This window comes from Streptomyces composti, assembly GCF_012034205.1.
GTDB classification, from domain to species: Bacteria; Actinomycetota; Actinomycetes; order Streptomycetales; family Streptomycetaceae; genus Streptomyces; species Streptomyces composti.
Window position 1 is genome coordinate 26522 of record NZ_JAATEM010000015.1, and the last position, 22402, is coordinate 48923.

The window sequence follows — 22402 nt, forward strand, 5'->3', positions numbered from 1 at the left end:
TTGTATCTATCCTGTCGGCATGAGCCTGGCCGCCGTGAGACAACCGCCCGCCGCCGAACGCGTCTACACCCACGTCAAACAGGGTGTGCTGGAGCGCCGCTACGAGGGCGGCACCCTCCTCACCGAGGGCGAGCTCGCCGAGGCCGTGGGGGTGTCCCGCACCCCTGTGCGGGAGGCGCTGCTGCGGCTCGAGGCCGAGGGCCTGCTCCGGCTCTACCCGAAGAAGGGCGCCCTGGTGCTGCCCGTCTCCGCCCAGGAGATCGCCGACGTCGTCGAGACCCGGCTGCTGGTCGAGGAGCACGCCGCCCGCAAGGCCGTGCCGGCCCCGCCCGGCCTCGTCGAACGCCTCGAGGAACTGCTCGCCCGGCAGAAGGAGCAGGCCGCCGCCGGCGACTTCGCCGCCGCCTCCGTCACCGACCGCTGCTTCCACGCCGAGATCGTGCGCAGCGGCGGCAACGAGATCCTCTCCCGCCTCTACGACCAGCTCCGCGACCGCCAGCTGCGCATGGGCGTCGCCGTGATGCACTCCCACCCCGACCGGATCGCCAAGACCCTCACCGAGCACGAGCAGATCCTGCGCGCGCTGCGCGAGGGCGACGCGGAGGCGGCCGTCGCGGCCGTGCACCGGCATGTGGGCTGGTTCTCCCACCTGGCGCGGGGGGAGGTGCGATGAGCAGCGCCGGTACCACCGGGACGCTGCCCGGAGATCCCCCCGGCGGCAGGCGCGCCCTCGCGGTGTGGGGCATCGGCGTCGCCGTCTACTTCGTCGCCGTCATCTTCCGCACCTCGCTCGGCGTGGCCGGTCTCGACGCCGCCGACCGCTTCGAGGTCAACGCCTCCGCCCTGTCGACGTTCTCCATCCTGCAACTGCTGGTCTACGCCGGCATGCAGATACCCGTCGGCCTGCTGGTCGACCGGCTCGGCACCAAGAAGGTGCTGGCCATGGGGACGGTGCTGTTCACCGTCGGACAGCTCGGCTTCGCGCTCTCCCCCTCGTACGGCATGGCGCTCGCCGCGCGGGCGCTGCTCGGCTGCGGCGACGCCATGACGTTCATCAGCGTGCTGCGGCTCGGCAACCGCTGGTTCCCGGCCCGGCGCGGGCCGCTGGTGGCGCAGCTGGCCGGCCTGGTGGGCATGGCGGGGAACCTGGTCTCCACGCTGGTGCTCTCCCGGCTGCTGCACGACTTCGGCTGGACCACGGCCTTCGCGGGCAGCACGCTCGCCGGTGCGGTGGTGTTCGTACTGACTCTGCTGTTCCTCAAGGACCACCCGGAGGGCCACGAGCCGGAGCGCGTCCCGCACCAGGGCGCCGCCTACGTCCGCCGGCAGATCGCCGCCGCCTGGCGGGAACCGGGGACGCGGCTGGGGCTGTGGGTGCACTTCACCACCCAGTTCCCGGCGATGGTGTTCCTGCTGCTGTGGGGCATGCCCTTCCTGGTCGAGGCGCAGGGGCTGAGCCGGGCGACGGCCGGCGAGCTGCTGACGCTGGTGGTGCTGTCCAACATGGTCGTCGGACTCGTCTACGGGCAGGTCGTGGCCCGGCATCACGGGGCGCGGCTGCCGCTGGCGCTGGGCACGGTCGGGACGACCGCGCTGCTGTGGGCCGTTGTGCTGGTGTATCCCGGCGACGCGGCGCCGATGTGGCTGCTGGTGGTGCTGTGCACGGTGCTGGGGGCGTGCGGGCCGGCCTCGATGATCGGCTTCGACTTCGCCCGCCCGGCCAACCCGCCCGAGCGGCAGGGCACCGCCTCCGGCATCACCAACATGGGCGGCTTCCTGGCCTCCATGACGACACTGTTCGCCATCGGGGTGCTGCTGGACGCCACGGGGGACGACTACGTCGTCGCGTTCTCCTCCGTCTTCGTACTCCAGGCACTCGGGGTCGGCCAGATCCTGCGGCTGCGGCGGCGCGCCGCGCGGCGGGAGGAGCGGCTGGTGGCGAGCCGCGTGGAGACGGTGCACGTGCCCGCGTAGGCGAAGGCGCCGACGCCCTCGCCCTGCCCTCCCGCCGGCCTCATCACCCCCGCGGGGCCCCGCTCCCGGAAGCCGCGCCGGAGAGGACGGGGCCCGGGGCACGCCGGCCCCGGGCTCACGGGGGCTCGTGAAGTCGCCTCACGGACCGCCCCTGAGCCTTGTGGGGCGCCCGTGTGCCTTACGGGGCGCCCCTGAGCTTTGCGGGGTGACCCTGAGCTTTACGGGGTGACCCTGAAGTTGCTCAGGATCGACGCGGCGAGATCGGCGTCGCCCTCCGTCTTCACCCGGTCCTGGACCGATTCCGGCGTCACCCGGCCGCAGGCCAGACGCACATACGTCTCCCAGTCGAGGGTGAGGGTGACGGCGGGGCCGAGCGCGGGTGCGGTCTCCAGGGTGCCGCGGCCCTGGATGTCGGTGCGGACCGTGCGCAGGAACTCGACGGGACCGTGCACATCGATGACGACGGCGGAGCTGCGCGGCGCCTGGGCCTTCTCCGCCACCACGCGCGGCAGCTCCTCCAGCAGCACGTCACGGGCGACCAGCGCGCCGGGGGAGTCCAGGTTGCCCGGGCTGCCAAGCGCCGTGCGCAGGTCCTGCTCGTGCGCCCACACGTCGAAGGCGTGGCGGCGCATCGCCTGTTCCAGCGTCAGCTCCGTGCCCAGCGGGCCGCGCACCTTGGTGCCCGGGTCGCGCGACTCGTTCCGCAGCTGGCGGTTGCGGCGGATGATCGTGTACTCGAGCTCGGCGGTCATCTCCGGCGCCGTGTGGTGGCGGCGGACGTCGACCTGCATCTCCATGTACCGCTGGTGGTCGGTGGTGACGTGGAACAGGTCCCGCGGCAGCGTGTGAATGGGGCGGGGGTCGCCGAGCATCTCGCAGTCCAGGCCGATGACATGGGAGACGATGTCCCGCACCGACCACCCCGGGCACGGCGTCCTCCGGTTCCAGTCGGCCTCCGGGAGCGGCTGGACCAGCTCGGATATCGCTTCGACGGAATGGGTCCAGGCGTCGGCGTAGGGCTGGAGGGTGGGATGCAGACTCACGGAACTGGGACCCCTCGGCGGTTGGTACACGGGCAGGTGATGGCGGCGTTGCCTGTGGGCGGTGGCTGCACTCGGCGGGTGTCTCGGGAGGCTAAGTTACGCTGCGGAGAGGCACCCCGGCAGTGCTTTCGTGTGACGATCGTAGGCCCGTGGGTACGGGTCGAATGCCAGGACGGTGGTACTGTGCGCGCATCCTTGCTCCAAGTCGCCGTGAACGAGGACGAATCGGTCGAAGCACGCCGGCTTCGGGTCGCGGGGATGGTACGGGATCAGGCGGGAGCCGATCTCGTCGTACTGCCGGAATTGTGGACCACCGGCGCCTTCGCCTACGAGGCCTTCGAGAGCGAGGCGGAACCCCTCATGGGCCCGACCTACGAGGTCATGGCCAAGGCCGCGAGCGACGCGGGTGTGTGGCTGCACGCCGGGTCCATCCCCGAGCGCGCCCCGGACGGTCCGCTGTACAACACCTCTCTCGTCTTCTCTCCCTCCGGTGCGCTGGCCGCCGCCTACCGCAAGATCCACCGTTTCGGCTTCGACCAGGGCGAGGCCGTGCTGATGGGGGCGGGCAGCGAACTGGTGACGGTGCGCCTGCCGCAGACCACGCTGGGCGTGGCCACCTGTTACGACCTCCGTTTCCCCGAACTCTTCCGCGGCCTCGTGGACGCCGGTGCCGAGACCTTCGTGGTGCCGGCGGGCTGGCCGGAGCGCCGGCGGTCGCACTGGACGCTGCTAGCTCAGGCGCGGGCGGTGGAGAACCAGGCGTTCGTGCTCGCCTGTGGAACGGCCGGGACGCACGCGGGGGTTCCGCAGGCGGGTCACTCGATCGTGGTCGATCCGTGGGGCGAGGTGCTGGCGCAGGCCGGCCCCGGGGAGGAAGTCCTGAGCGTCGGCTTCGACCCCGCCACGGTGGCCGGCACCCGCGAACGCTTCCCGGCCCTGAAGGACCGCGTCCTGGGCCTGGAACCGCCGAAGCGCCACTGACCGCCGCCGAGCCGCCTGGGCATGTAGCCGGGCCGCCCGCCGCCGCAGCGATCCTGACCGCCGGGCCGCCGGGGCCTGTCACCCTCCGCCAGACCCAGAGCCGTGCGGTGTCGCCGGGGCGCGGCTCCTACCGGCCCAGGAAACGCCGCAGGTGCTCCCCGGTGTGCGAGCGCGGGGCGCGTGCGAGGTCGGCCGGGGTGCCGGTGAAGATGATCACGCCGCCGTTGTCGCCGCCCTCGGGGCCGAGGTCGATGACCCGGTCGGCGCGATCGACACGACCGCGGCCTCTGGTCGCCCTCCTTCAGTCGCCCTCCTTCTCGGCGAGGTGCACCACGCACACCGCCACGGCGATCAGCAGCGCGGGATCGACGTCCTCCCGCACGATGTCCACGCCATAGGTGTCCCGGATGGTCAGCCATCTGCGGGAGATCACCGCGAGCAGCTCACCGTCGTACTCGACGGCGAACTCGCGGTCCAGGATTTTGCCACTGACGTCGAGTTCCGTGCCGTCGACCAGATACACGCGGTAGTGGTTGCGCAGCAGGGAGAGCCGCTTGCGCCGGATGCGGGCCAGGGGTGCGCCGTCCCGCTCGATCACCATGGTGTCGCGCAGCGCGAGCATCTTCTGGTGAATGTCGATCAGCACGCGCCCCTGGGTGTCCTTCAGCTCGAAGGTGTCCCGCAGCCGCATGGCCTTGCCGTCGACGAGGTAGACCTTGTTGCCGCGGTCGTCCTCGATCCAGTAGTCCTCACCGATACCGAGGAGCCGGTCGCGCACCAGGAATCTCATGGCACCAGGGCTTCCCCGCCCCTCGCCCCGCATCGCGGACACTAGCCCGACAGGCCGAACCCGCGTCACCCGAGCCCGGCCCCGCCGCACTGGTCGGCACCGCGCCGATCGGAACGTTTCTCCCGCCCTCGAACGAGTGAATGCATCCGCATATGCCTCATGCACATGCCCTGCCCGCCCCAGGCTTGCGCACATGGTCACATCGACACATGAGGCCTCCCATCGGCTCTTCCAGGACCACCCGGAGGCCCTCGCACCCGCCTTCGAGGCACTGGGACTGCCCCCGCCCTCGAAGAAGGACTTCGGTGCTCTCTCCCCCGACGCCACCGAAGTCCGGCCCCTGGAACGCCGGGTGGACACCGTCCTCGCCTATGAGCCACCCATGGGGGAGCACTTCCTGGTCGCCGTCGAGGCACAGACGAAGAAGGACCCGCAGAAGGCGAAGAGCTGGGCGTACTACGTCGCCTACCTGCAGGCGAAGTACGACCTCCCTGTGCTCCTGGTGCCCGTCTGCCGGGACGCCGGCACGGCGGCCTGGGCGACAGGACCCTTCACCTGCACGGCCGGTCCCTGGATCACCCAGGTCACCAGGCCGTTCGTCCTGGGGCCGCAGACCGTCCCGGCCTTCACCGACGAGTCGGCGGTGGCTCAGCGCCCGGCCCTGGCGGCGCTCGCGGCCATCGTGCACAGCGAGGACCGGTGCGTCGAGGCCATACTGGAGACGGTGGCCCGTGGATTCATGTCGTTCACGCCGGACGTCACGGAGTACTGGCTCGAGGTGGTGGAGATCGGCCTCGAGAACACCCCCACGAAGGCGAAATGGAGGACGCTGGTGCGAAACGTCATCACCCACTTCCCGGGACACCGGACGCTGTTCGAGGACACCTACCTGGAAGGCAAGGCCGAAGGGAAGGCCGAAGGGAAGGCCGAAGGCGAGGCGCTCGGGGAGGCCAAGGGCGTTCTCCGGGTGCTCGAGGTACGCGGCATCCCCATTTCCGACCAGATCCGCGAACGGATCAGCACCTGCACCGACCTCCAGGCCGTGAACCACTGGCTCGACCGGGCCGGGACCGTGGAACGCGCCGAAGATCTCTTCACCGGCGACTGACGGTCGCCCGGGAAGGCCGGAGCCGGAGCAACGCTGCGCGCGTGGCTCCGGCTCCGGCTTGTCGGCCTTTCGGCTTGCTGCTCAGGCCCAGGTGATCAGCCGCTTGGGCTGCTCCAGGATGGCCGCCACATCGGCCAGGACCTTGGAGCCCAGTTCGCCGTCGACCAGGCGGTGGTCGAAGGAGAGGGCCAGAGTGGTGACCTGACGGGGCTTCACCTTGCCCTTGTGGACCCAGGGCTGCGGCTTGATCGCACCGACCGCCAGGATCGCGGACTCGCCGGGGTTGAGGATCGGCGTGCCCGTGTCGACGCCGAAGACACCGACGTTGGTGATGGTGATCGTGCCGCCCTGCATCGCCGCCGGGGACGTCTTGCCCTCGCGTGCGGTGGACACCAGTTCACCCAGAGCCTCGGCCAGCTGGGGCAGGGTCTTGGTGTGGGCGTCCTTGATGTTCGGCACGATCAGACCGCGCGGGGTGGCCGCCGCGATGCCCAGGTTGACGTAGTGCTTGACCACGATCTCCTGGGCCGCCTCGTCCCAGGAGGCGTTGATGTCGGGGTTCCGCTTGATCGCGACCAGCAGCGCCTTGGCGATCAGCAGCAGCGGGTTCACGCGCAGGCCCGCGAACTCCTTGTCCTGCTTCAGCTCCTCGACCAGCTTCATGGTGCGCGTCACGTCCACCGTCACGAACTCCGTGACATGCGGTGCCGTGAACGCCGAGCCGACCATCGCCGCCGCGGTCGCCTTGCGGACGCCCTTGACGGGGATGCGGGTCTCGCGGGAGGCGTCGTAGGAGGCCGGGGCCGCCTGTGCGGCCGCCCCGGCGGCCGGTGCCGCGGCGGGGGCCTGCCGCTCGGCCTCGGGGGCAGCGGTGGCCGCGCTCCTGGCGGCGACCGCCGCGTGGACGTCCTCGCGGGTGATGATGCCGCCGGGTCCGGTCGGGGTGACCGTGGTCAGGTCGACACCCAGGTCCTTGGCCAGCTTGCGCACGGGCGGCTTGGCCAGCGGGCGCTGCTCGCCGGGCACAGCGGCAGCCGGCGCGGCGGGGGCCGCGGGGGCGGCGGGACCGTGGCCGTTCAGCTCCGTCTGGACCGCGGCGGCGGCCGGCGACGGGGCGGCCGGCTGCTTGCGGGGGCGGCGGCGCGTGGAGGACGTGGCCACCCCGTAGCCGACCAGCACGGGCTGGCGGCCCGATCCCTCGGACTCGGGTTCAGGCTTCTCGGCGGCGGGCGCGGGCTCCGGCTGCGCGGCAGGCGCGGGCGCCTCCTCGGCCGGAGCGTCCCCGCCCGCGACCTCCACCGCGATGATGGACGTGCCCACGTCCACCGTGGTCCCCTCGGGGAAGTGCAGCTCGCGCACCACACCGTCGTAGGGGATGGGCAGTTCGACGGCCGCCTTGGCCGTCTCGACCTCGCAGACCACCTGCCCGTCGGTGACCGTGTCGCCGGGCTGGACGTACCACTTGAGGATCTCGGCCTCGGTGAGGCCCTCGCCCACGTCCGGCATCTTGAACTCGCGTACGGACGCGTTCGTCATCGTCGTCACGACCCTCTCCTCAGTACGCCAGCGAGCGGTCGACGGCATCCAGCACCCGGTCCAGGTCCGGGAGGTAGGTCTCCTCCAGGCGGGCCGGCGGGTACGGGGCGTGGTAGCCGCCCACCCGCAGCACCGGGGCCTCCAGGTGGTAGAAGCAGCGCTCGGTGATCCGGGCGGCGATCTCCGCGCCGGAGCCGAAGAACACCGGTGCCTCGTGGACGACGACCAGACGCCGTGTCTTCTCCACCGACGCCTGGATGGAGTCGAAGTCGATCGGGGAGACCGAGCGCAGGTCCAGCACCTCGAGGTTGCGGCCCTCCTCGGCCGCCGCGTCGGCGACCTCGCGGCAGAGCTTCACCATCGGGCCGTAGGCGGCCAGCGTCAGATCCGTGCCCTCGCGCACCACCCGCGCGGTGTGCAGCGGGCCGGGGATGGCCTCGGTGTTGACCTCGCCCTTGTCCCAGTAACGGCGCTTGGGCTCGAAGAAGATCACCGGGTCGTCGCTCTGGATGGCCTGCTGCATCATCCAGTACGCGTCGGACGCGTCCGAGGGGCTGACGATCTTCAGGCCGGCGACGTGCGCGAACAGCGCCTCGGGGGACTCGGAGTGGTGCTCCACCGCGCCGATGCCGCCGCCGTAGGGGATGCGCACGACGACCGGGAGCTTGACCTTGCCCAGCGAGCGCGCGTGCATCTTGGCGAGCTGGGTGACGATCTGGTCGTAGGCCGGGAAGACGAAGCCGTCGAACTGGATCTCCACCACCGGGCGGTAGCCGCGCAGGGCCAGGCCGATCGCGGTGCCGACGATGCCCGACTCGGCGAGCGGGGTGTCGATGACACGGCTCTCGCCGAAGTCCTTCTGCAGGCCGTCGGTCACCCGGAACACGCCGCCGAGCTTGCCGACGTCCTCGCCCATGACGACGACCTTCGGGTCGGACTCCAGCGCGCGGCGCAGCGACTCGTTGATCGCCTTGGCCAGGGCCATCTTCTCTGCCATGTCACTTACCCCCGTCCGCGTCCGCGAACGACGCCTGATAGGCGGCGAACTGCGCGCGTTCCTCGTCCACCAGCGCGTGTCCGTCCGCGTACACGTTCTCGAAGATGGCGAAGCTGTCCGGGTCCGGCATGGCACGGACGGCTTCGCGTACTCGTCTGCCCAACGCTTCGCTCTCGCTCTCGAGTTCCTCGAAGAACGTCTCGTCCGCGTACTTCTTGGACTCCAGGTAGCGGCGCAGGCGCAGGATCGGGTCCTTGGCCTCCCAGGCCTGGCGCTCCTCGTCGCCGCGGTAGCGGGTCGGGTCGTCGGAGGTGGTGTGGGCGCCCATGCGGTAGGTGAACGCCTCGATCAGCGTCGGGCCCTCACCGGCGCGGGCCCGCTCCAGGGCCCACTTGGTGACGGCCAGGCTCGCCAGGACGTCGTTGCCGTCCACGCGCACGCCCGGGAAGCCGTAGCCCTGGGCGCGCTGGTACAGCGGCACCCGGGACTGCTTCTCGGTCGGCTCGGAGATCGCCCACTGGTTGTTCTGGCAGAAGAACACCACGGGGGCGTTGTAGACCGCGGAGAAGGTGAAGGCCTCGGCCACGTCGCCCTGGCTGGAGGCGCCGTCGCCGAAGTAGGCGATGACCGCGCTGTCCACGCCGTCCTTGGCCACGCCCATGGCGTAGCCGGTGGCGTGCAGCGTCTGGGAGCCGATGACGATCGTGTAGAGGTGGAAGTTGTTGCTGTTGGGGTCCCACCCGCCGTTGTTCACACCGCGGAACATGCCGAGCAGGTTCGTCGGGTCCACCCCGCGGCACCAGGCGACGCCGTGCTCGCGGTAGGTGGGGAAGACGTAGTCGTCGTCGCGCAGCGCCCGGCCGGAGCCGATCTGGGCGGCCTCCTGGCCGAGCAGCGAGGCCCACAGGCCCAGCTCGCCCTGGCGCTGCAGGGAGGTGGCCTCGGCGTCGAAGCGGCGAGTGAGCACCATGTCGCGGTACAGACCGCGCAGCTCCTCCGCCGTGATGCCGGCGACGTACTGGTCGTACTCGGCGTTCTTGACGCGCTTGCCCTCGGGCGTCAGCAGCTGGACGAGAGCCGGCTCGGTGCTCTTCTTGGTGGTGCGGGTGGTGCGCTTGGTGCCGGTGGTGCCGGCCTTGCTTCCGGCGCTGCGTCGCGGTGTGCGCGCGGCAGTGCTCTCCACGGTCACTTGTGCTCCTCCGTCGGTCCGGCCCCCGGGGTTGCCGGCAGGCCAGTGCGGCTCACCTGCTGCTCGGCCACCGGGCACGGGGTGGGTGCCACTCGGCCGGGAACAGGCGTGACAGGTGCCCCGGCGAGCGCCCTGCTCTATGCACCGTACCCAGTGCGGCACATTTCTGTGAAACCCCCTCTGACCTGCGATTTTGCTTGGATTTCCAAGTAAATCGGGTAAGCGGGGAAGGCGCGCTGGTCACAGCCTTGCAGGAGGCCGGAGCAACGGCACGTTATCCCGAGAAACGGGGCACGGGAAGAGCCGACCGTCCGTCCGGGCGGCCACCTTCAGTGACACTGCGTACGCGAGTCGCACGTTCCGTGACGAGACGCAGGTCACGAGGGGTCCGGGATGTGGACACCGTCTTGCGGAATCCCAGCAAACAGTGCGGCGCCTCCGTCCCCCGCCCTCGACGGCGGGGGAGCCGGCACGAACCACCCGGCCGGACGCAGCCGGGCGGGGCGGTCAGCGGCCCCGGGCCGGCCGGCGGAGCGGGCACAGGGTGCCGCACGAAGGCCCGGCGGCGGGGGACGGGGCGGGACGGCGTGACAGGCGGGGACGGAGCCGGCTCAGGCGCCCGGCCCGCCGTCGACTCCGCCTGCGCCGTTCGCACCGGCGTTGGCACCGCCCTCGGTGGTGCCGGCGTTGTTGCCCTCGGTGGTCCCCGCGTCGCCGCCCTCGCTGGTGCCGCCCTCCGTCTCGCCCTCGGTGGTGCCCTGGTCGTCGCCCGTGCTGGGCGACTGGGTGGGCTCCGAGGAGGTAGGCGGGGTGCTCGGCTGGTCGGTCTGCGACTGGGTCGGCTGCTGGGTGGGCTGCGGATTCGGGACCCACTCGCCGTCGCCGGTGCCGGTGCCCGGGTCGGTGCCGGTGTCGGGCTCCTGCTCGGTCTCGTCGTCGCTCGGGGACTCGCTGGTCTTGTCGTCCTTGGAGGTCTGGGACGTGGCCGGCGGCTTGGTCGGGTCGTCGTCCCCGCCCCCGCCACCGCTGTTGTTCAGCGCCAGCGCGACGCCCGCGGCGACGGCGATCAGCGCCAGCACGGCGAGGATCCACAGCTTGCCGCGGCCGCCCCGGTTGCCGTTGCCGTTGTAGCCGCCGTCGTCGCCGTACCCGCCGGGCATGACGGGCTGCGGGATCGCCGTGGTGCCGGCGGAGTCCGGGTGGCCCAGGACGGCCGTGTTCGCGAAGCCGCCCGCGGGCGTGTGACGGCCCTCGTGCATGTCCACGGGGCCGGTGTTCCAGGTGCCGGTGTGGCCGCCCTTCTCGTACAGCATCTGCAGGGCGTACTGCACCATGCCGCGCATCTCCTCGGCCGTCTGGAACCGGTCGTCCGGCTCCTTGGCGAGCGAGCGCATCACCAGACCGTCCAGCTCCGGCGGGCAGGCGTCGGAGGCCTCCGAGGGCGGCGTCGGGATGTCCTGCACGTGCTGGTAGACCACCGACAGCGGCGTCTCCCCGGTGAACGGCGGGCGCAGCGCCAGCAGTTCGTACATCAGGCAGCCGGTGGCGTACAGGTCGGAGCGGTGGTCGACGGCCTTGCCGAGCGCCTGCTCGGGGGAGAGGTACTGCGGGGTGCCCATGACCATGCCGGTCTGCGTCATCGTCGTGGACGCGCCGTGCAGCGCGCGGGCGATGCCGAAGTCCATCACCTTGACGGCGCCGTTGTTGGTGATGATAACGTTGGCCGGCTTGATGTCCCGGTGCACGATGCCGTGCTGGTGCGAGTAGGCCAGCGCCTCCAGCACGCCCGAGACGATGATCAGCGCCTGCTCGGGGCCCGGCGCCTCGGCGTTCATCAGCAGATCGCGGATGGTGCGGCCCTCGACCAGCTCCATCACGATGTACGGCACGGACTGGCCGCCGATGACGTCCTCGCCGGAGTCGTACACGGCCACGATGGCATGGTGGTTGAGGCCGGCGACCGACTGCGCCTCACGCGTGAAGCGGGCCTTGGCCACCGAGTCCTCGGCGAGGTCGGACTTCAGCAGCTTGATGGCGACGGTGCGCCCGAGACGCACGTCCTCGGCCGCGTAGACCTCGGCCATGCCGCCCCGGCCGAGTCTGCGCGTCAGCCGGTACCGGCCGTCGCCGACCAGCCCGCCGTTGCCCCAGCTGTCCGGCGCGTCCGACATGCCGCCGCCAGTCGCCTCGGGGTCGGACGGGCCCTGAGCGCGCTGCTGCTGTGCCATCAGTCCTCGCCGTCGTTTCTGCCCGCGGTGCGCGCGGTGTTGTTACGGTCTCCGTCGGCCACGCTACAGCCTTTACGCAAGGCTCCGGTCCGAGACGGGTCACCGGGAGGGGCACGAGACGGACCGGCCATCAAACCCGGCCACCGTGCCGCAGTGCAAATTCTGTGTACCGGGCGTACGACGCCTGTAACGCTTCCGCGACGCTTCTTTCGCGTACGGTCACGGAACGGGCACCGCGCTTGACGTGTCGGAGCCCTGGGGCAGACTTGGCCGGGAATAGCGCTTTGGATCTACGACGGAATCTACGACGGAACGGCCACCGACGGCAGCGCCGGAGAGGCTACGGGGGAAGCGGAACATGAGCCAGGACGGCGCACAGAGCCAGAACACGGGGCGGGCGCTCGCCGGCGGACGCTACCAACTCCGCGACCTGCTCGGCCAGGGCGGCATGGCCTCCGTGCACCTCGCCTACGACAGCGTGCTGGACCGTCAGGTCGCCATCAAGACGCTGCACACGGAACTCGGCCGGGAACAGGCCTTCCGTGAGCGGTTCCGCCGCGAGGCGCAGTCGGTGGCGAAGCTCACGCACACCAACATCGTCTCGGTCTTCGACACCGGCGAGGACGAGCTCGACGGGATGACGACCCCGTACATCGTCATGGAGTACGTCGAGGGCCGTCCGCTGGGCTCCGTGCTCGACGAGGACATCCGGCAGCAGGGCGCGATGCCCGCCGACAAGGCGTTGAAGATCACCGCGGATGTGCTGGCGGCGCTGGAGATCAGCCACGAGATGGGGCTGGTCCACCGCGACATCAAGCCGGGCAACGTGATGATGACCAAGCGCGGCGTGGTCAAGGTGATGGACTTCGGCATCGCCCGCGCCATGCAGTCCGGTGTGACGTCGATGACACAGACCGGCATGGTCGTCGGCACCCCCCAGTACCTCTCCCCCGAGCAGGCGCTGGGCCGGGGCGTGGACGCGCGTTCCGACCTCTACTCGGTCGGCATCATGCTGTTCCAGCTGGTCACCGGGCGGCTGCCGTTCGACGCGGACTCGCCGCTGGCCATCGCCTACGCGCACGTGCAGGAGGAACCGCCGGTTCCGTCCTCCATCAACCGCTCGCTGCCGCCTGCGGTGGACGCGCTGATCGCCCGTGCCCTGAAGAAGAACCCGAACGAGCGGTTCCCGAGCGCCGAGGCCATGCGCACCGAGTGCCTGCGGGTGGCGCAGTCCTTCCACGCCGCCCCGCCGCAGATCGTGCCGGGCACGCAGACGCCGAGCGGAGCGGGCGTCGGCTCGGCGGTGTTCCCGCCGATCGACCAGTCCACCCCGGCGCCGTCCGGCAACGTCCAGACGCCCTACCAGCCGACCCCGCCGCCGAACCCGTACAACACCCCGGCCGGCACGGGCACGCCCGCGCCGTCGCCGTCGTACGGCTACCCGCAGCAGGGCGGCTACCAGACGCCCGCTCCGTCGGGCTACTCGCCGCAGCAGGGCCCGTCGACCCCGCCGCCGTACAACATCACGCCGCAGGCCCCGTCCGGCTCCTCCGGCGGCCGCAACAACAAGCCGGTCCTGATCGGCTCCGCCGTCGTCGCGGTCCTCGCCGCGGGCGGCCTGATCGCGGCGCTGCTGATGAACGGCGGCGACAAGGAACCGGAGGGCAGCGGCGGCTCCGCCACGGCGTCGGTGAGCAAGGCCCCGGGTTACCGGGGGCCGGACACCTCGAAGACGGTCGACAAGGAAATCTGCACGGATCCCGACGAGTCGTACAACGACCCCGACAAGATCCGTCTCCCGAACTTCAAGTTCAAGTACATCAAGTCGGTCAAGGAGTGCTTCCAGGCTGCCGGCTGGCCGGGCCCCAAGATCGTCAACGTGGACGAGAACACCTACGGCGAGGGATCGATCCGCGATCAGTTCCCGCCGCCCGGCACCGACGTCGACCCGGAGGACATGCCCGAGATCACCCTCAAGGTCTCGACCGGCAACCCGCCCTCCTGAGGCCGTCGCGAGTCGTCGGCCCTCGGCTGTGGCTGCCGAGGGCCCGTCGGCCCGGAACAGCGCTGCCGGCGCACACGCCACACCACGAGGGCCCCGCGGCGAAACCGCGGGGCCCTCGTGGTGTGTCGACGTGGGTGGCTTGCTGCCAGGTGCGGTCAGAGGTAAGGACCGCCGGAGCGACCGCCCTTGTGGTGGGGGTCGTCGTGGTGGTGCTCGCCAAGGCCGGACGGGAGGGCGCGGCGCATCTGCTCCAGCTGGGCGCGGGCCGCCATCTGCTGGGCGAACAGCGTGGTCTGGATGCCGTGGAAGAGGCCCTCCAGCCAGCCCACCAACTGAGCCTGTGCGATGCGCAGTTCCGCGTCGCTCGGCGTCGCCTCGTCCGTGAAGGGCAGGGAGAGCCGCTCCAGTTCCTCGACCAGCTCCGGCGCCAGACCGTCCTCCAGCTCCTTCACCGAGCTGGCGTGGATCTCCTTGAGACGGTTGCGGCTGGCCTCGTCGAGAGGAGCAGCGCGCACCTCCTCCAGCAGCTGCTTGATCATGCTGCCGATCCGCATGACCTTCGCAGGCTGCTCCACCTGCTCCGTCACCGGGGTCTCGCGGGAGTCCTCGTCTCCGTTGCCGCCGCTGAGCGCCATGCCGTCCTGGCCCACGACCAGGATCTGCGGATTCTCCGGCGACCGTTCGTTCCTCGGCATCTCCATACGGCCATTCTCTCGCACACGGGCGTGTCACTTCCGTGGTGCCCCTGCGGGGCCTGATCCACCCCTTTCCGGCGTGCGATGGCAGATGATGCCGGGTGATGGGGAGGGAAGCCAGGCGATCCCCGGACATGCCGGGCAGGACCCGCGTAGATCGATCGGACGCGCCCGGAATGCCGGGTCCGTTCCGAGGTGGGACGCTTGTGGGCGTCCATTCGGCATCTTGCCGGTGATGTGCACGAGCACCGTCCGGCGCGGGAGGTCACGGTCGTGACTCCATGGCTGCACAGAGCGGGGGCGACGGCGTCGGGGGTCGTCCGGCGGGCGGGGGCCGCCCTGGCTGCGGGGGTGGTGATCGCCGCTGCCGGTGCGGTCCCGCTGAGCGGGGTGGCGGTGGCCCAGGGGATGGTGCCGGGGGTCCTTGCCGCCGACGAGGGGCCGGGCGGCGGCGGGCGGGGCCCCGGCGGCGACGGCGGGGGGCAGGAGCAGCGGCACGGGGCCGCGCGGGCGGCGGAGCCGGCCGGGGAGCGGTCCGGGCGGGGTACCGGGGACGGCCCCGACGGGCGGGAGCAGGGTCCTTCTCAGTCCAGGGCCGATTCCGCGGCCCGGCCCGGTGTCGCGTCCCGGTCGCCCTCCCCCTCCGCCGGCCCCTCCCGGGCCGGAAGCCGGGCGGGTGAGGGCCGGGAGCGGCCCGGGAGGCAGGACGCGACGAAGGAGGAGACGCCGCGCGAGCGGGACCGGGCGGACGGTGACCGGCGCGAGGCGGAGAAGCCGGGCGCCGGCGTCGCCCCCAGGCAGCCGGGCCGCGAGGGCCGTCCCGACGCACCGGACAGCGAGGACACCGGGGACGTCAGGGACCGCGACGTCCCCGGGTATGCCGGGACGGTCTCCGGGGCGCCCGGCACGGGCGGGCCGGTGCCCGAGGAGGAGACGCCGGCCTCGGCCGAGGCCGCGGTGGCCTCACCCGATGCCGTCGCCGGTTCCGGGTCCGGCGTCGAGCCGGTGAAGCGGATCGTGCCGCTGGGCAGCGGGCTGGTGCTCATCGGTCTCGGCTTCGGCCTGGCATTCCTCGGGCTGCGGCTGCGACGCGGCTGACCGGCCGGGCCACGGCTGCGACGCGGCTGACCGGCCGAGGGCCGGTTCCCGGCCGTCCGTCCTACGGCACGACCAGCAGCACCTTGCCGACGTGGCCGCTCTCCTCGAGCACCCGGTGTGCCTCGGCCGCCTGCGGCATCGGGATCTCACGGTCGATCACGGGGCGGACGTGGCCGCCGCTGATCAGCGGCCAGACGTGCTCCCGTACGGCCGCCACGATCGCCGCCTTCTCCTGCAGCGGCCGGGCACGCAGCGAGGCCGCGGTGATCGCCGCGCGCTTGGCGAGCAGCGCGCCGATGTTCAGCTCGCCCTTGACGCCGCCCTGCATCCCGATGATCGCCAGCCGTCCGTTGACGGCGAGCGCCTTGACGTTGCGGTCGAGGTACTTGGCGCCCATGTTGTCGAGGATGACGTCCGCGCCGTTGCCGCCGGTCGCCTGCCGGATCTCCTCGACGAAGTCCTGCTCCCGGTAGTTGATCAGGATGTCGGCGCCCAGCTCGGCGCACCGCTCCAGCTTCTCCTTGGTGCCGGCGGTGACGGCGACCCTGGCGCCCACGGCCTTCGCCAGCTGGACGGCCATGGTGCCGATGCCGCTGGAGCCGCCGTGCACCAGCAGCGTCTCGCCGGGCCGCAGGTGGGCGATCATGAAGACGTTGGACCAGACCGTGCAGACCACCTCGGGCAGCGCGGCGGCCTGCTTGACGTCGAGACCCGCGGGGACGGGCAGCAGCTGCCCGGCGGGGACGGCGACCTTCTCGGCGTAGCCGCCGCCGGAGAGCAGGGCGCACACCTCGTCGCCGACGGCCCAGCCGCCCACGCCCGGGCCGAGCGCCGCGATCCGCCCGGAGCACTCCAGGCCGGGGTAGGGGGAGGCACCGGGCGGCGGGTCGTAGTGGCCCTGCCGCTGCAGGACGTCGGCGCGGTTGACGGCCCCGGCCACCACCTCGACCAGCACTTCGCCCTCACCGGGCACCGGATCGGGCACCTCGTCCCACACCAGCACCTCGGGCCCACCGGGTTCGGTAATCGTGATCGCATGCATGAGGGGGACGCTACTCCTGCCCCGCCGCTCCCCGGTGAGCCCTCCGCCCCCCCTCCATGCGTCCTGCCCCGGTGAGCCCCCCGCCCCCTCCATGCGTCCTGCTCCGATGAGCCCCCGCCCCCTCCATGCGTCCTGCTCCGATGAGCCCCCCGCCCCCTCCATGCGTCCTGCTCCTGCGGTCCATCTCCCGTCCTCTCCCCCGGCCCCATGCTGCTCCGTCGTTCGGGCCATTCCCCGGGAATCCGAATGCGTGAGCGATGAGTCTGCGCGACCGTGAGGGTCTGTCCATGCGTAGCCCAGCACGCGGAAGGACCCGAAGCATGAGCACGCAGACGTCCGGCCTGGCGATCGAGACCGCCGGCCTGGTGAAGACCTTCGGTGAGACCCGGGCCGTGGACGGCGTGGATCTCGCCGTACCGGCCGGCACGGTGTACGGCGTCCTCGGCCCGAACGGGGCCGGCAAGACCACCACCGTGAAGATGCTCGCCACACTGCTGCGCCCGGACGGCGGTGAGGCCCATGTCTTCGGGCACGACGTCGTGCGCGAGGCCGACGAGGTACGCGGCCGGGTGAGCCTCACCGGCCAGTACGCCTCGGTGGACGAGGACCTCACCGGCACCGAGAACCTGGTACTGCTGGCCCGGCTCCTCGGTCACGGCAGGCCCGCCGCCCGCACCCGCGCCGCCCAGCTGCTGGAGGCCTTCGGCCTCACCGAGGCGGCCGGCAAGCAGGTGAAGCACTACTCGGGCGGCATGCGGCGCCGCATCGACATCGCCGCGTCCATCCTCAACACCCCCGACCTGCTGTTCCTGGACGAGCCGACGACCGGTCTGGACCCGCGCAGCCGCAACCAGGTGTGGGACATCGTGCGCGCGGTGGTCGCCCAGGGCACCACGGTGCTGCTGACCACGCAGTACCTGGACGAGGCCGACCAGCTGGCGTCCCGGATCGCGGTCATCGACCACGGCAAGGTGATCGCCGAGGGCACCAAGGGCGAGCTGAAGGCGTCCGTCGGTGCCGGATCCGTCCATCTGCGGCTGCGCGATCCCGTCCAACGGGCGCAGGCGGCCGACCTGCTGCGCCGCACCCTGGACGCGCAGGTGCAGGCCGAGCCCGACCCGGTGGCGCTGACCGCCCGGCTCTCGGCGGCCGCCGGCCAGGACACCGCCGCCGAGCAGGCCGCCCGGGCGCTGAACGAACTGTCCGCCGCCGGCATCACCGTCGACAACTTCTCGCTGGGCCAGCCCAGCCTGGACGAGGTGTTCCTCGCCCTCACCGGACACGACACCCGCACGTCCGGCTCCGCAGCATCCGGCTCCCACGACGCGAAGGACGAGGTGGCGGCATGAGCACCGCGACGACCACCGAGAGCACCGAACTCGCCCCGGTCCGCACCGACTCCCTCACCGAACTGCTGGTCGCCAAGGAGCGCCCGCCCCGGCCCAGCGCCTGGCAGGCCTCGCTCACCTTCGGCTGGCGGGCGATGCTGAAGATCAAGCATGTGCCGGAGCAGCTCTTCGACGTCACCGCCTTCCCGATCATGCTGGTGCTGATGTACACGTACCTGTTCGGCGGGGCGCTGGCCGGATCGCCGCGGGAGTACATCCAGTTCCTGCTGCCGGGCATCCTGGTGATGTCGGTCGTGATGATCACGATGTACACCGGCGTCTCGGTCAACACGGACATCGAGAAGGGCGTGTTCGACCGCTTCCGCAGCCTGCCGATCTGGCGTCCCTCGACCATGGTCGGCTATCTGCTGGGCGACGCCCTGCGCTACACCCTGGCGTCCGTGGTGATGCTCACCGTCGGCCTGATCCTGGGCTTCCGCCCGGGCGGCGGGATCGCCGGCGTGGTCGCCGGGATCGCCCTGCTGGTGCTGTTCTCGTTCGCCTTCTCGTGGATCTGGACCATGTTCGGTCTGCTGCTGCGCACCGAGAAGTCGGTGATGGGCGTCAGCATGATGGTGATCTTCCCGCTGACGTTCCTGTCCAATGTCTTCGTGGAGCCGAGCACCATGCCGGGCTGGCTGCAGGCCTTCGTCAACAACAGCCCCGTCACCCACCTCGCCTCGGCCGTCCGCGGCCTGATGGCCGGCGACTGGCCGGCCGGCGAGATCGCCTGGTCCCTGGGCTGGTCGGCCCTGTTCGTCCTGATCTTCGGCCCGATCACCATGCGGCTGTACAACCGCAAGTAGGGCCGGGGGCGTTCGCCCTCGCTGTCAGGACCGCGCCGTTCGTCCTCGGTGACGCCACTGGGCCCATCGCCGGGGACGCACCGCTGCTACGGCCGGGGCAAGGGGCGGACGTCCGGGGTGACCTGGGTGACCGGGGTGGCGCGGACGATGGTGATGAGGCGGTCGGTGAGCTGGACCGTGCCGACGTCCGGGTCGTCGTAGCCGAGGACGCGGTGGCCGCGGACCACGCTCACCACCAGGTCGTCGAGTTCGCGGGGCGTCTTGCCCACCTCGGCCTTTATCGCCGGGCGTTCGACGATGTCGAGGCCGGTGCCCTGCTGGATGAGATCCTCCATCACCATGCCGGCGGCGGGACTGAGCACGGACAGGCCGAGCAGCCGGCCGGCCGCGCTGGCGCTGGTGATGACCGCGTCCGCGCCCGACTGCTTCAGCAGCGGCGCGTTCTCCTCCTCCCGCACCGCGGCCACGATCTTGGCATTGCGGTTGAGCTGGCGGGCCGTGAGCGCCACCAGCACCGCGGTGTCGTCGCGCTGGGTGGCGATGATGACCTGCTTGGCCCGGAACACCTCGGCCCGCTTGAGGACTTCGCTGCGGGTGGCGTCGCCGACGACGCCCGCGAAGCCGTCGGCCGTGGCGGCGTCGATCGCCTTGTTGCTGGGGTCGACGACCACGACCTGCTCCTTGCGGAGCCCCGTCGCGCAGACGGTCTTGATCGCCGACCTGCCCTTGGTGCCGTATCCGACGACGACGGTGTGATCGCGCAACGTGGACCTCCAGCGGTTCAGTCGCCACTCCTCACGGGTGCGCTCGGTGAGCGCCTCGAGGGTGGTGCCGACCAGGATGATCAGGAACAGCACGCGCAGCGGCGTGATGACGAGGATGTTGGTGAGCCGGGCCGCGTCGCTCACCGGGGTGATGTCGCCGTAGCCGGTGGTGGAGAGCGTGACGGTCGCGTAGTAGAAGCAGTCGAGCAGATCGAGGCTTCCGTCGGCGTTGTCGTCGTAGCCGCCCCGGTCGGCATAGACGACGAAGGCGGTCACCACCAGCACCAGCAGGGCCATCAGCAGGCGCTTGCCGACCTGACGGATGGGATGCTCCACCATCTTCCTGGGGAGCGTCACCCGGTGAGTCACCAGGTGTTCGTCCGCCTGGCGTGCGATGACGTCCTGACCCGGAAGTTTCACGTGAAACACACCCCGATTCCACCCGCCGCCCAGGGCAGGTCGAGCATGGCGGCCTCCTGGCCCGGCCGTGCACCGCCCGGCGGCACCACGGCGAGCGCGTCCGCCGCGGCGACACCCCGCAGCATGGCCGGCCCGTTGTACAGCAGAGGCATCGCGTGGTCGTCGCGCAGCGCCACGGGGATCAGCCGGGTGTGGTCCGGATGCCCCTGCACGCCGTCCCGCAGCGGCAGCGCATACGGCTCGGGAGCGGGCCGTGCCGCCAGGGTGCGCAGCAGCGGCTCGGCGAGGGTGAGCAGCCCGGAGACGGCGGCCAGCGGATTGCCGGGCAGCCCGACCAGGTGCTGGTTCTCCGTGATGCGGGCCAGCAGCATGGGGTGGCCGGGGCGCACCCGCACGCCGTCCACCAGCAGCTCGGCGCCGATGCGGCGCAGGGTGGGATGGACGTGGTCGACGGGGCCGGAGGCGGTGCCGCCGGTGGTGACGAGAACCTCGGCGCCGGAGGCGGTGATCGCCTCGTGCAGGGCGTCCTCGTCGTCGGGGACCCGGCGGATCGAGGTGACCTCGGCGCCCAGGGCACGCAGCCAGCCCGGCAGCATCGGTCCGAGCGCGTCCCGGATCAGCCCCTCGCGGGGGAGGCCCTCGGAGAGCAGTTCGTCGCCCAGCACGAGGACGTCGGCGCGGGGCCGGGGCACCGTGGCGAGGGTGTCGTAGCCGGCCGCCGCGGCGAGTCCGATCACGGCCGGGGTCACCACCGCCCCCGCGGGCAGCAGGTGGTCGCCGTCGCGGCACTCCTGGCCCCGGGGGCGGATGTCCTGGCCGTGCGAGATCGTGTTCTGCTCCTGGGGCACGGCGACGTGCAGCCGGCCCTTGTCGTCGAGGCGGCCGTGCTCGGTGCGCAGCACGGCGGTGGTGTCCGGCGGGATGCGGGCACCGGTGGCGATGCGCACGGCCTCGCCGTCGGTGAGCGGTGCGTGCGCGGTGTGCCCGGCGAGGACGCCCTGCTCCCGCACGTCCCAGGGTCCGGGGCCGGAGACCGCCCAGCCGTCCATCGCCGAGGTGTCGAAGGAGGGCAGGTCGGTGAGGGCGGTGAGGGGTGCGGCCAGGGTGAGGCCCAGCGCCTCGGCCAGGGGCACCTGGACGGGACCGCGGCGGCCCGTGCGGCGGCCCGCGAGCTCGGCGGCGGCCCGGGCGTCGGACCAGTCGGTGGCGTTCCGGTGCCGTTCGTCTCCGTGGCCCGTGCCCGGGGACCGGCCGGCCGTGCGGCGGTTGTCGTTCACGAGGGCGAGCGCCTCCTCGACGTCGAGGTCGTCGGCGTCCTCGCCGGCCCGGGCGGGGTGCGTGTTCATCTCGTGTCCGGGCGGGTGTCGGGGGTGGCGTCCGGGGCGACGTCCCCGGAGGGGGCGCCGGTCGCGGGTGCGGGCGGGGCGCCGTCCGCAGTGGTCTCGTCGGCCCAGCGGGCGGCGAGGGCGGCGGCCCTGCGGGCGGCGTCGGCGACGGCCTCGCGGTCACCGCCCGCCCTGGCCGCGGCGTACCCGACCAGGAAGGTGGTCAGCGGCGCCGCCGGCCGCGCGACACCGTGGGCGGCGTCCCGGGCGAGGTCCAGCAGCAGGCCGGTGTCGACGTCCAGGTCGATGCCCAGCTCGTCCTTGACTGCGGAGATCCATTCATCCAACACGTGCCCATGCTCCCTGATGCGTGCCCTGGCGGTGGCGATGTCGTCCCAGGTGTCGCAGTCGAAGGACGCCACCGGGCCGGAGAGTCGGGTGAGGTCGAGCCGGGCGGTCAGCCGGCGCAGCGGCAGCCCGGCCAGCGCGCCGTGCGCGGAGGCGAGCGCGCCCAGTTCGCGGCGCAGCGCGGAGGTCCGGTAGGCGGCGACCAGCGGCTGCTCGCGGCCGTCCGCGTCGGTGAGCTGGACGCCGTCGGCGCCGGTGCCGCGCAGCGCGGTGAGCAGCTCCCGCACGGTGCGGGCGTCCAGGAACGGCAGGTCGGCGGAGAGCAGCAGGGCGTGCTCCGCCGTGGTGTGCCCGAGGCCGGCGTCCAGCGCGGCGAGCGGTCCGCCACCCGGCGGTTCCTCGCGCGCCCAGACGACGGGCCTCACGGTGGGCCGGGGATCGGCGACGACCACGGTGGTGCGGGCGCCGGCGCAGGCGGTGAGCACCCGGTCGAGCAGCGTGCGGCCGCCGACCCGCACGGCGGGCTTGTCCGCCCCGCCGAGCCGGCGCGCGGCCCCGCCGGCGAGCACGACGGCGTCGTAGGCGGGTGCGCCGCCGCCCGGACCTCCGGGACGCTCGAGTTCGCTCACACCCCCGAGTATGCGCGGCCCCCGCGATCACAGGGA

Annotated in this window: 19 protein-coding genes; 8 read left to right on the forward strand and 11 right to left on the reverse strand. The window is 72.0% G+C overall.

The window, feature by feature from the left end; translation table 11 throughout:
- Window positions 1–19: 19 nt before the first annotated feature.
- Window positions 20–673 carry a GntR family transcriptional regulator gene (locus HCJ93_RS13905; RefSeq protein ID WP_167994888.1) on the forward strand — a complete coding sequence of 218 codons (654 nt, stop codon included), beginning with the start codon at window positions 20–22 and terminating at the stop codon, window positions 671–673.
- On the forward strand, window positions 670–1974 hold the full coding sequence (locus HCJ93_RS13910; RefSeq protein WP_167994890.1) for an MFS transporter: 1305 nt from the start codon (window positions 670–672) through the stop codon (window positions 1972–1974). Before HCJ93_RS13905 ends, HCJ93_RS13910 begins: the two co-directional genes overlap by 4 nt.
- Before the next feature lie 218 nt (window positions 1975–2192).
- Here HCJ93_RS13910 and HCJ93_RS13915 read toward each other — a convergent pair whose 3' ends face one another.
- Complete coding sequence (locus tag HCJ93_RS13915) at window positions 2193–3017, reverse strand: maleylpyruvate isomerase family mycothiol-dependent enzyme (protein ID WP_167994892.1); 825 nt, start codon at window positions 3015–3017, stop codon at window positions 2193–2195.
- 183 nt (window positions 3018–3200) lie between these two features.
- Between HCJ93_RS13915 and HCJ93_RS13920 the strand changes: the two genes are divergently transcribed.
- A complete protein-coding gene (locus HCJ93_RS13920; RefSeq protein ID WP_167994894.1) occupies window positions 3201–3998 on the forward strand; it encodes a carbon-nitrogen family hydrolase in 798 nt (265 codons plus the stop codon).
- Window positions 3999–4299: 301 nt separating this feature from the next.
- On the opposite strand, the gene HCJ93_RS13925 is transcribed toward HCJ93_RS13920, so the two are convergent.
- Window positions 4300–4788 carry an LURP-one-related/scramblase family protein gene (locus HCJ93_RS13925; protein ID WP_167994896.1) on the reverse strand — a complete coding sequence of 163 codons (489 nt, stop codon included), beginning with the start codon at window positions 4786–4788 and terminating at the stop codon, window positions 4300–4302.
- Window positions 4789–4981: 193 nt separating this feature from the next.
- Between HCJ93_RS13925 and HCJ93_RS13930 the strand changes: the two genes are divergently transcribed.
- Entirely contained in the window at window positions 4982–5896 is a 915-nt protein-coding gene (locus tag HCJ93_RS13930; protein ID WP_167994897.1) for an RpnC/YadD family protein, read from the forward strand.
- Between the two features lie 81 nt (window positions 5897–5977).
- Here the strand turns inward: HCJ93_RS13930 and HCJ93_RS13935 are convergent, their stop codons facing one another.
- From HCJ93_RS13935 to HCJ93_RS13950, 4 genes are all read right to left on the reverse strand, one after another.
- The gene (locus HCJ93_RS13935; protein ID WP_167996115.1) at window positions 5978–7432 is read right to left on the reverse strand and encodes a dihydrolipoamide acetyltransferase family protein; all 1455 of its coding nucleotides are present in this window, start codon (window positions 7430–7432) and stop codon (window positions 5978–5980) included.
- Between the two features lie 19 nt (window positions 7433–7451).
- Window positions 7452–8429, reverse strand: a complete 978-nt coding sequence (locus tag HCJ93_RS13940; protein ID WP_167994899.1) for an alpha-ketoacid dehydrogenase subunit beta — start codon at window positions 8427–8429, stop codon at window positions 7452–7454.
- A gap of 1 nt (window position 8430) precedes the next feature.
- On the reverse strand, window positions 8431–9618 hold the full coding sequence (pdhA, locus tag HCJ93_RS13945) for a pyruvate dehydrogenase (acetyl-transferring) E1 component subunit alpha (protein WP_167994901.1): 1188 nt from the start codon (window positions 9616–9618) through the stop codon (window positions 8431–8433).
- A gap of 611 nt (window positions 9619–10229) precedes the next feature.
- Window positions 10230–11846, reverse strand: a complete 1617-nt coding sequence (locus HCJ93_RS13950) for a protein kinase domain-containing protein (RefSeq protein WP_167994903.1) — start codon at window positions 11844–11846, stop codon at window positions 10230–10232.
- Window positions 11847–12204: 358 nt separating this feature from the next.
- Between HCJ93_RS13950 and HCJ93_RS13955 the strand changes: the two genes are divergently transcribed.
- A complete protein-coding gene (locus HCJ93_RS13955; protein ID WP_167994905.1) occupies window positions 12205–13851 on the forward strand; it encodes a protein kinase domain-containing protein in 1647 nt (548 codons plus the stop codon).
- A 155-nt stretch (window positions 13852–14006) separates the two neighbouring features.
- On the opposite strand, the gene HCJ93_RS13960 is transcribed toward HCJ93_RS13955, so the two are convergent.
- Entirely contained in the window at window positions 14007–14552 is a 546-nt protein-coding gene (locus tag HCJ93_RS13960; protein WP_167994907.1) for a bacterial proteasome activator family protein, read from the reverse strand.
- 267 nt (window positions 14553–14819) lie between these two features.
- Between HCJ93_RS13960 and HCJ93_RS13965 the strand changes: the two genes are divergently transcribed.
- A complete protein-coding gene (locus HCJ93_RS13965) occupies window positions 14820–15644 on the forward strand; it encodes a hypothetical protein (RefSeq protein WP_167994845.1) in 825 nt (274 codons plus the stop codon).
- A gap of 61 nt (window positions 15645–15705) precedes the next feature.
- Here the strand turns inward: HCJ93_RS13965 and HCJ93_RS13970 are convergent, their stop codons facing one another.
- Window positions 15706–16686, reverse strand: coding sequence for an NAD(P)H-quinone oxidoreductase (locus HCJ93_RS13970; RefSeq protein ID WP_167994909.1), 981 nt, complete (start codon window positions 16684–16686; stop codon window positions 15706–15708).
- A 320-nt stretch (window positions 16687–17006) separates the two neighbouring features.
- Here HCJ93_RS13970 and HCJ93_RS13975 point away from each other — a divergent pair, with 320 nt between their 5' ends.
- On the forward strand, window positions 17007–18035 hold the full coding sequence (locus HCJ93_RS13975; protein WP_167994918.1) for an ATP-binding cassette domain-containing protein: 1029 nt from the start codon (window positions 17007–17009) through the stop codon (window positions 18033–18035).
- The gene (locus HCJ93_RS13980) at window positions 18032–18880 is read left to right on the forward strand and encodes an ABC transporter permease (protein WP_167994920.1); all 849 of its coding nucleotides are present in this window, start codon (window positions 18032–18034) and stop codon (window positions 18878–18880) included. The genes HCJ93_RS13975 and HCJ93_RS13980 overlap by 4 nt, the downstream gene beginning before the upstream one ends.
- A gap of 86 nt (window positions 18881–18966) precedes the next feature.
- Here HCJ93_RS13980 and HCJ93_RS13985 read toward each other — a convergent pair whose 3' ends face one another.
- Genes HCJ93_RS13985 through HCJ93_RS13995 form a run of 3 tightly spaced genes read right to left on the reverse strand, consistent with a single transcriptional unit; the run spans window position 18967 to window position 22366 of the window.
- Entirely contained in the window at window positions 18967–20064 is a 1098-nt protein-coding gene (locus tag HCJ93_RS13985; protein ID WP_167994922.1) for a potassium channel family protein, read from the reverse strand.
- The gene (locus HCJ93_RS13990; RefSeq protein ID WP_167994924.1) at window positions 20061–21410 is read right to left on the reverse strand and encodes a molybdopterin molybdotransferase MoeA; all 1350 of its coding nucleotides are present in this window, start codon (window positions 21408–21410) and stop codon (window positions 20061–20063) included. Before HCJ93_RS13990 ends, HCJ93_RS13985 begins: the two co-directional genes overlap by 4 nt.
- Window positions 21407–22366, reverse strand: coding sequence for an NTP transferase domain-containing protein (locus HCJ93_RS13995; RefSeq protein ID WP_167994926.1), 960 nt, complete (start codon window positions 22364–22366; stop codon window positions 21407–21409). Before HCJ93_RS13995 ends, HCJ93_RS13990 begins: the two co-directional genes overlap by 4 nt.
- Between the last annotated feature and the right edge of the window lie 36 nt (window positions 22367–22402).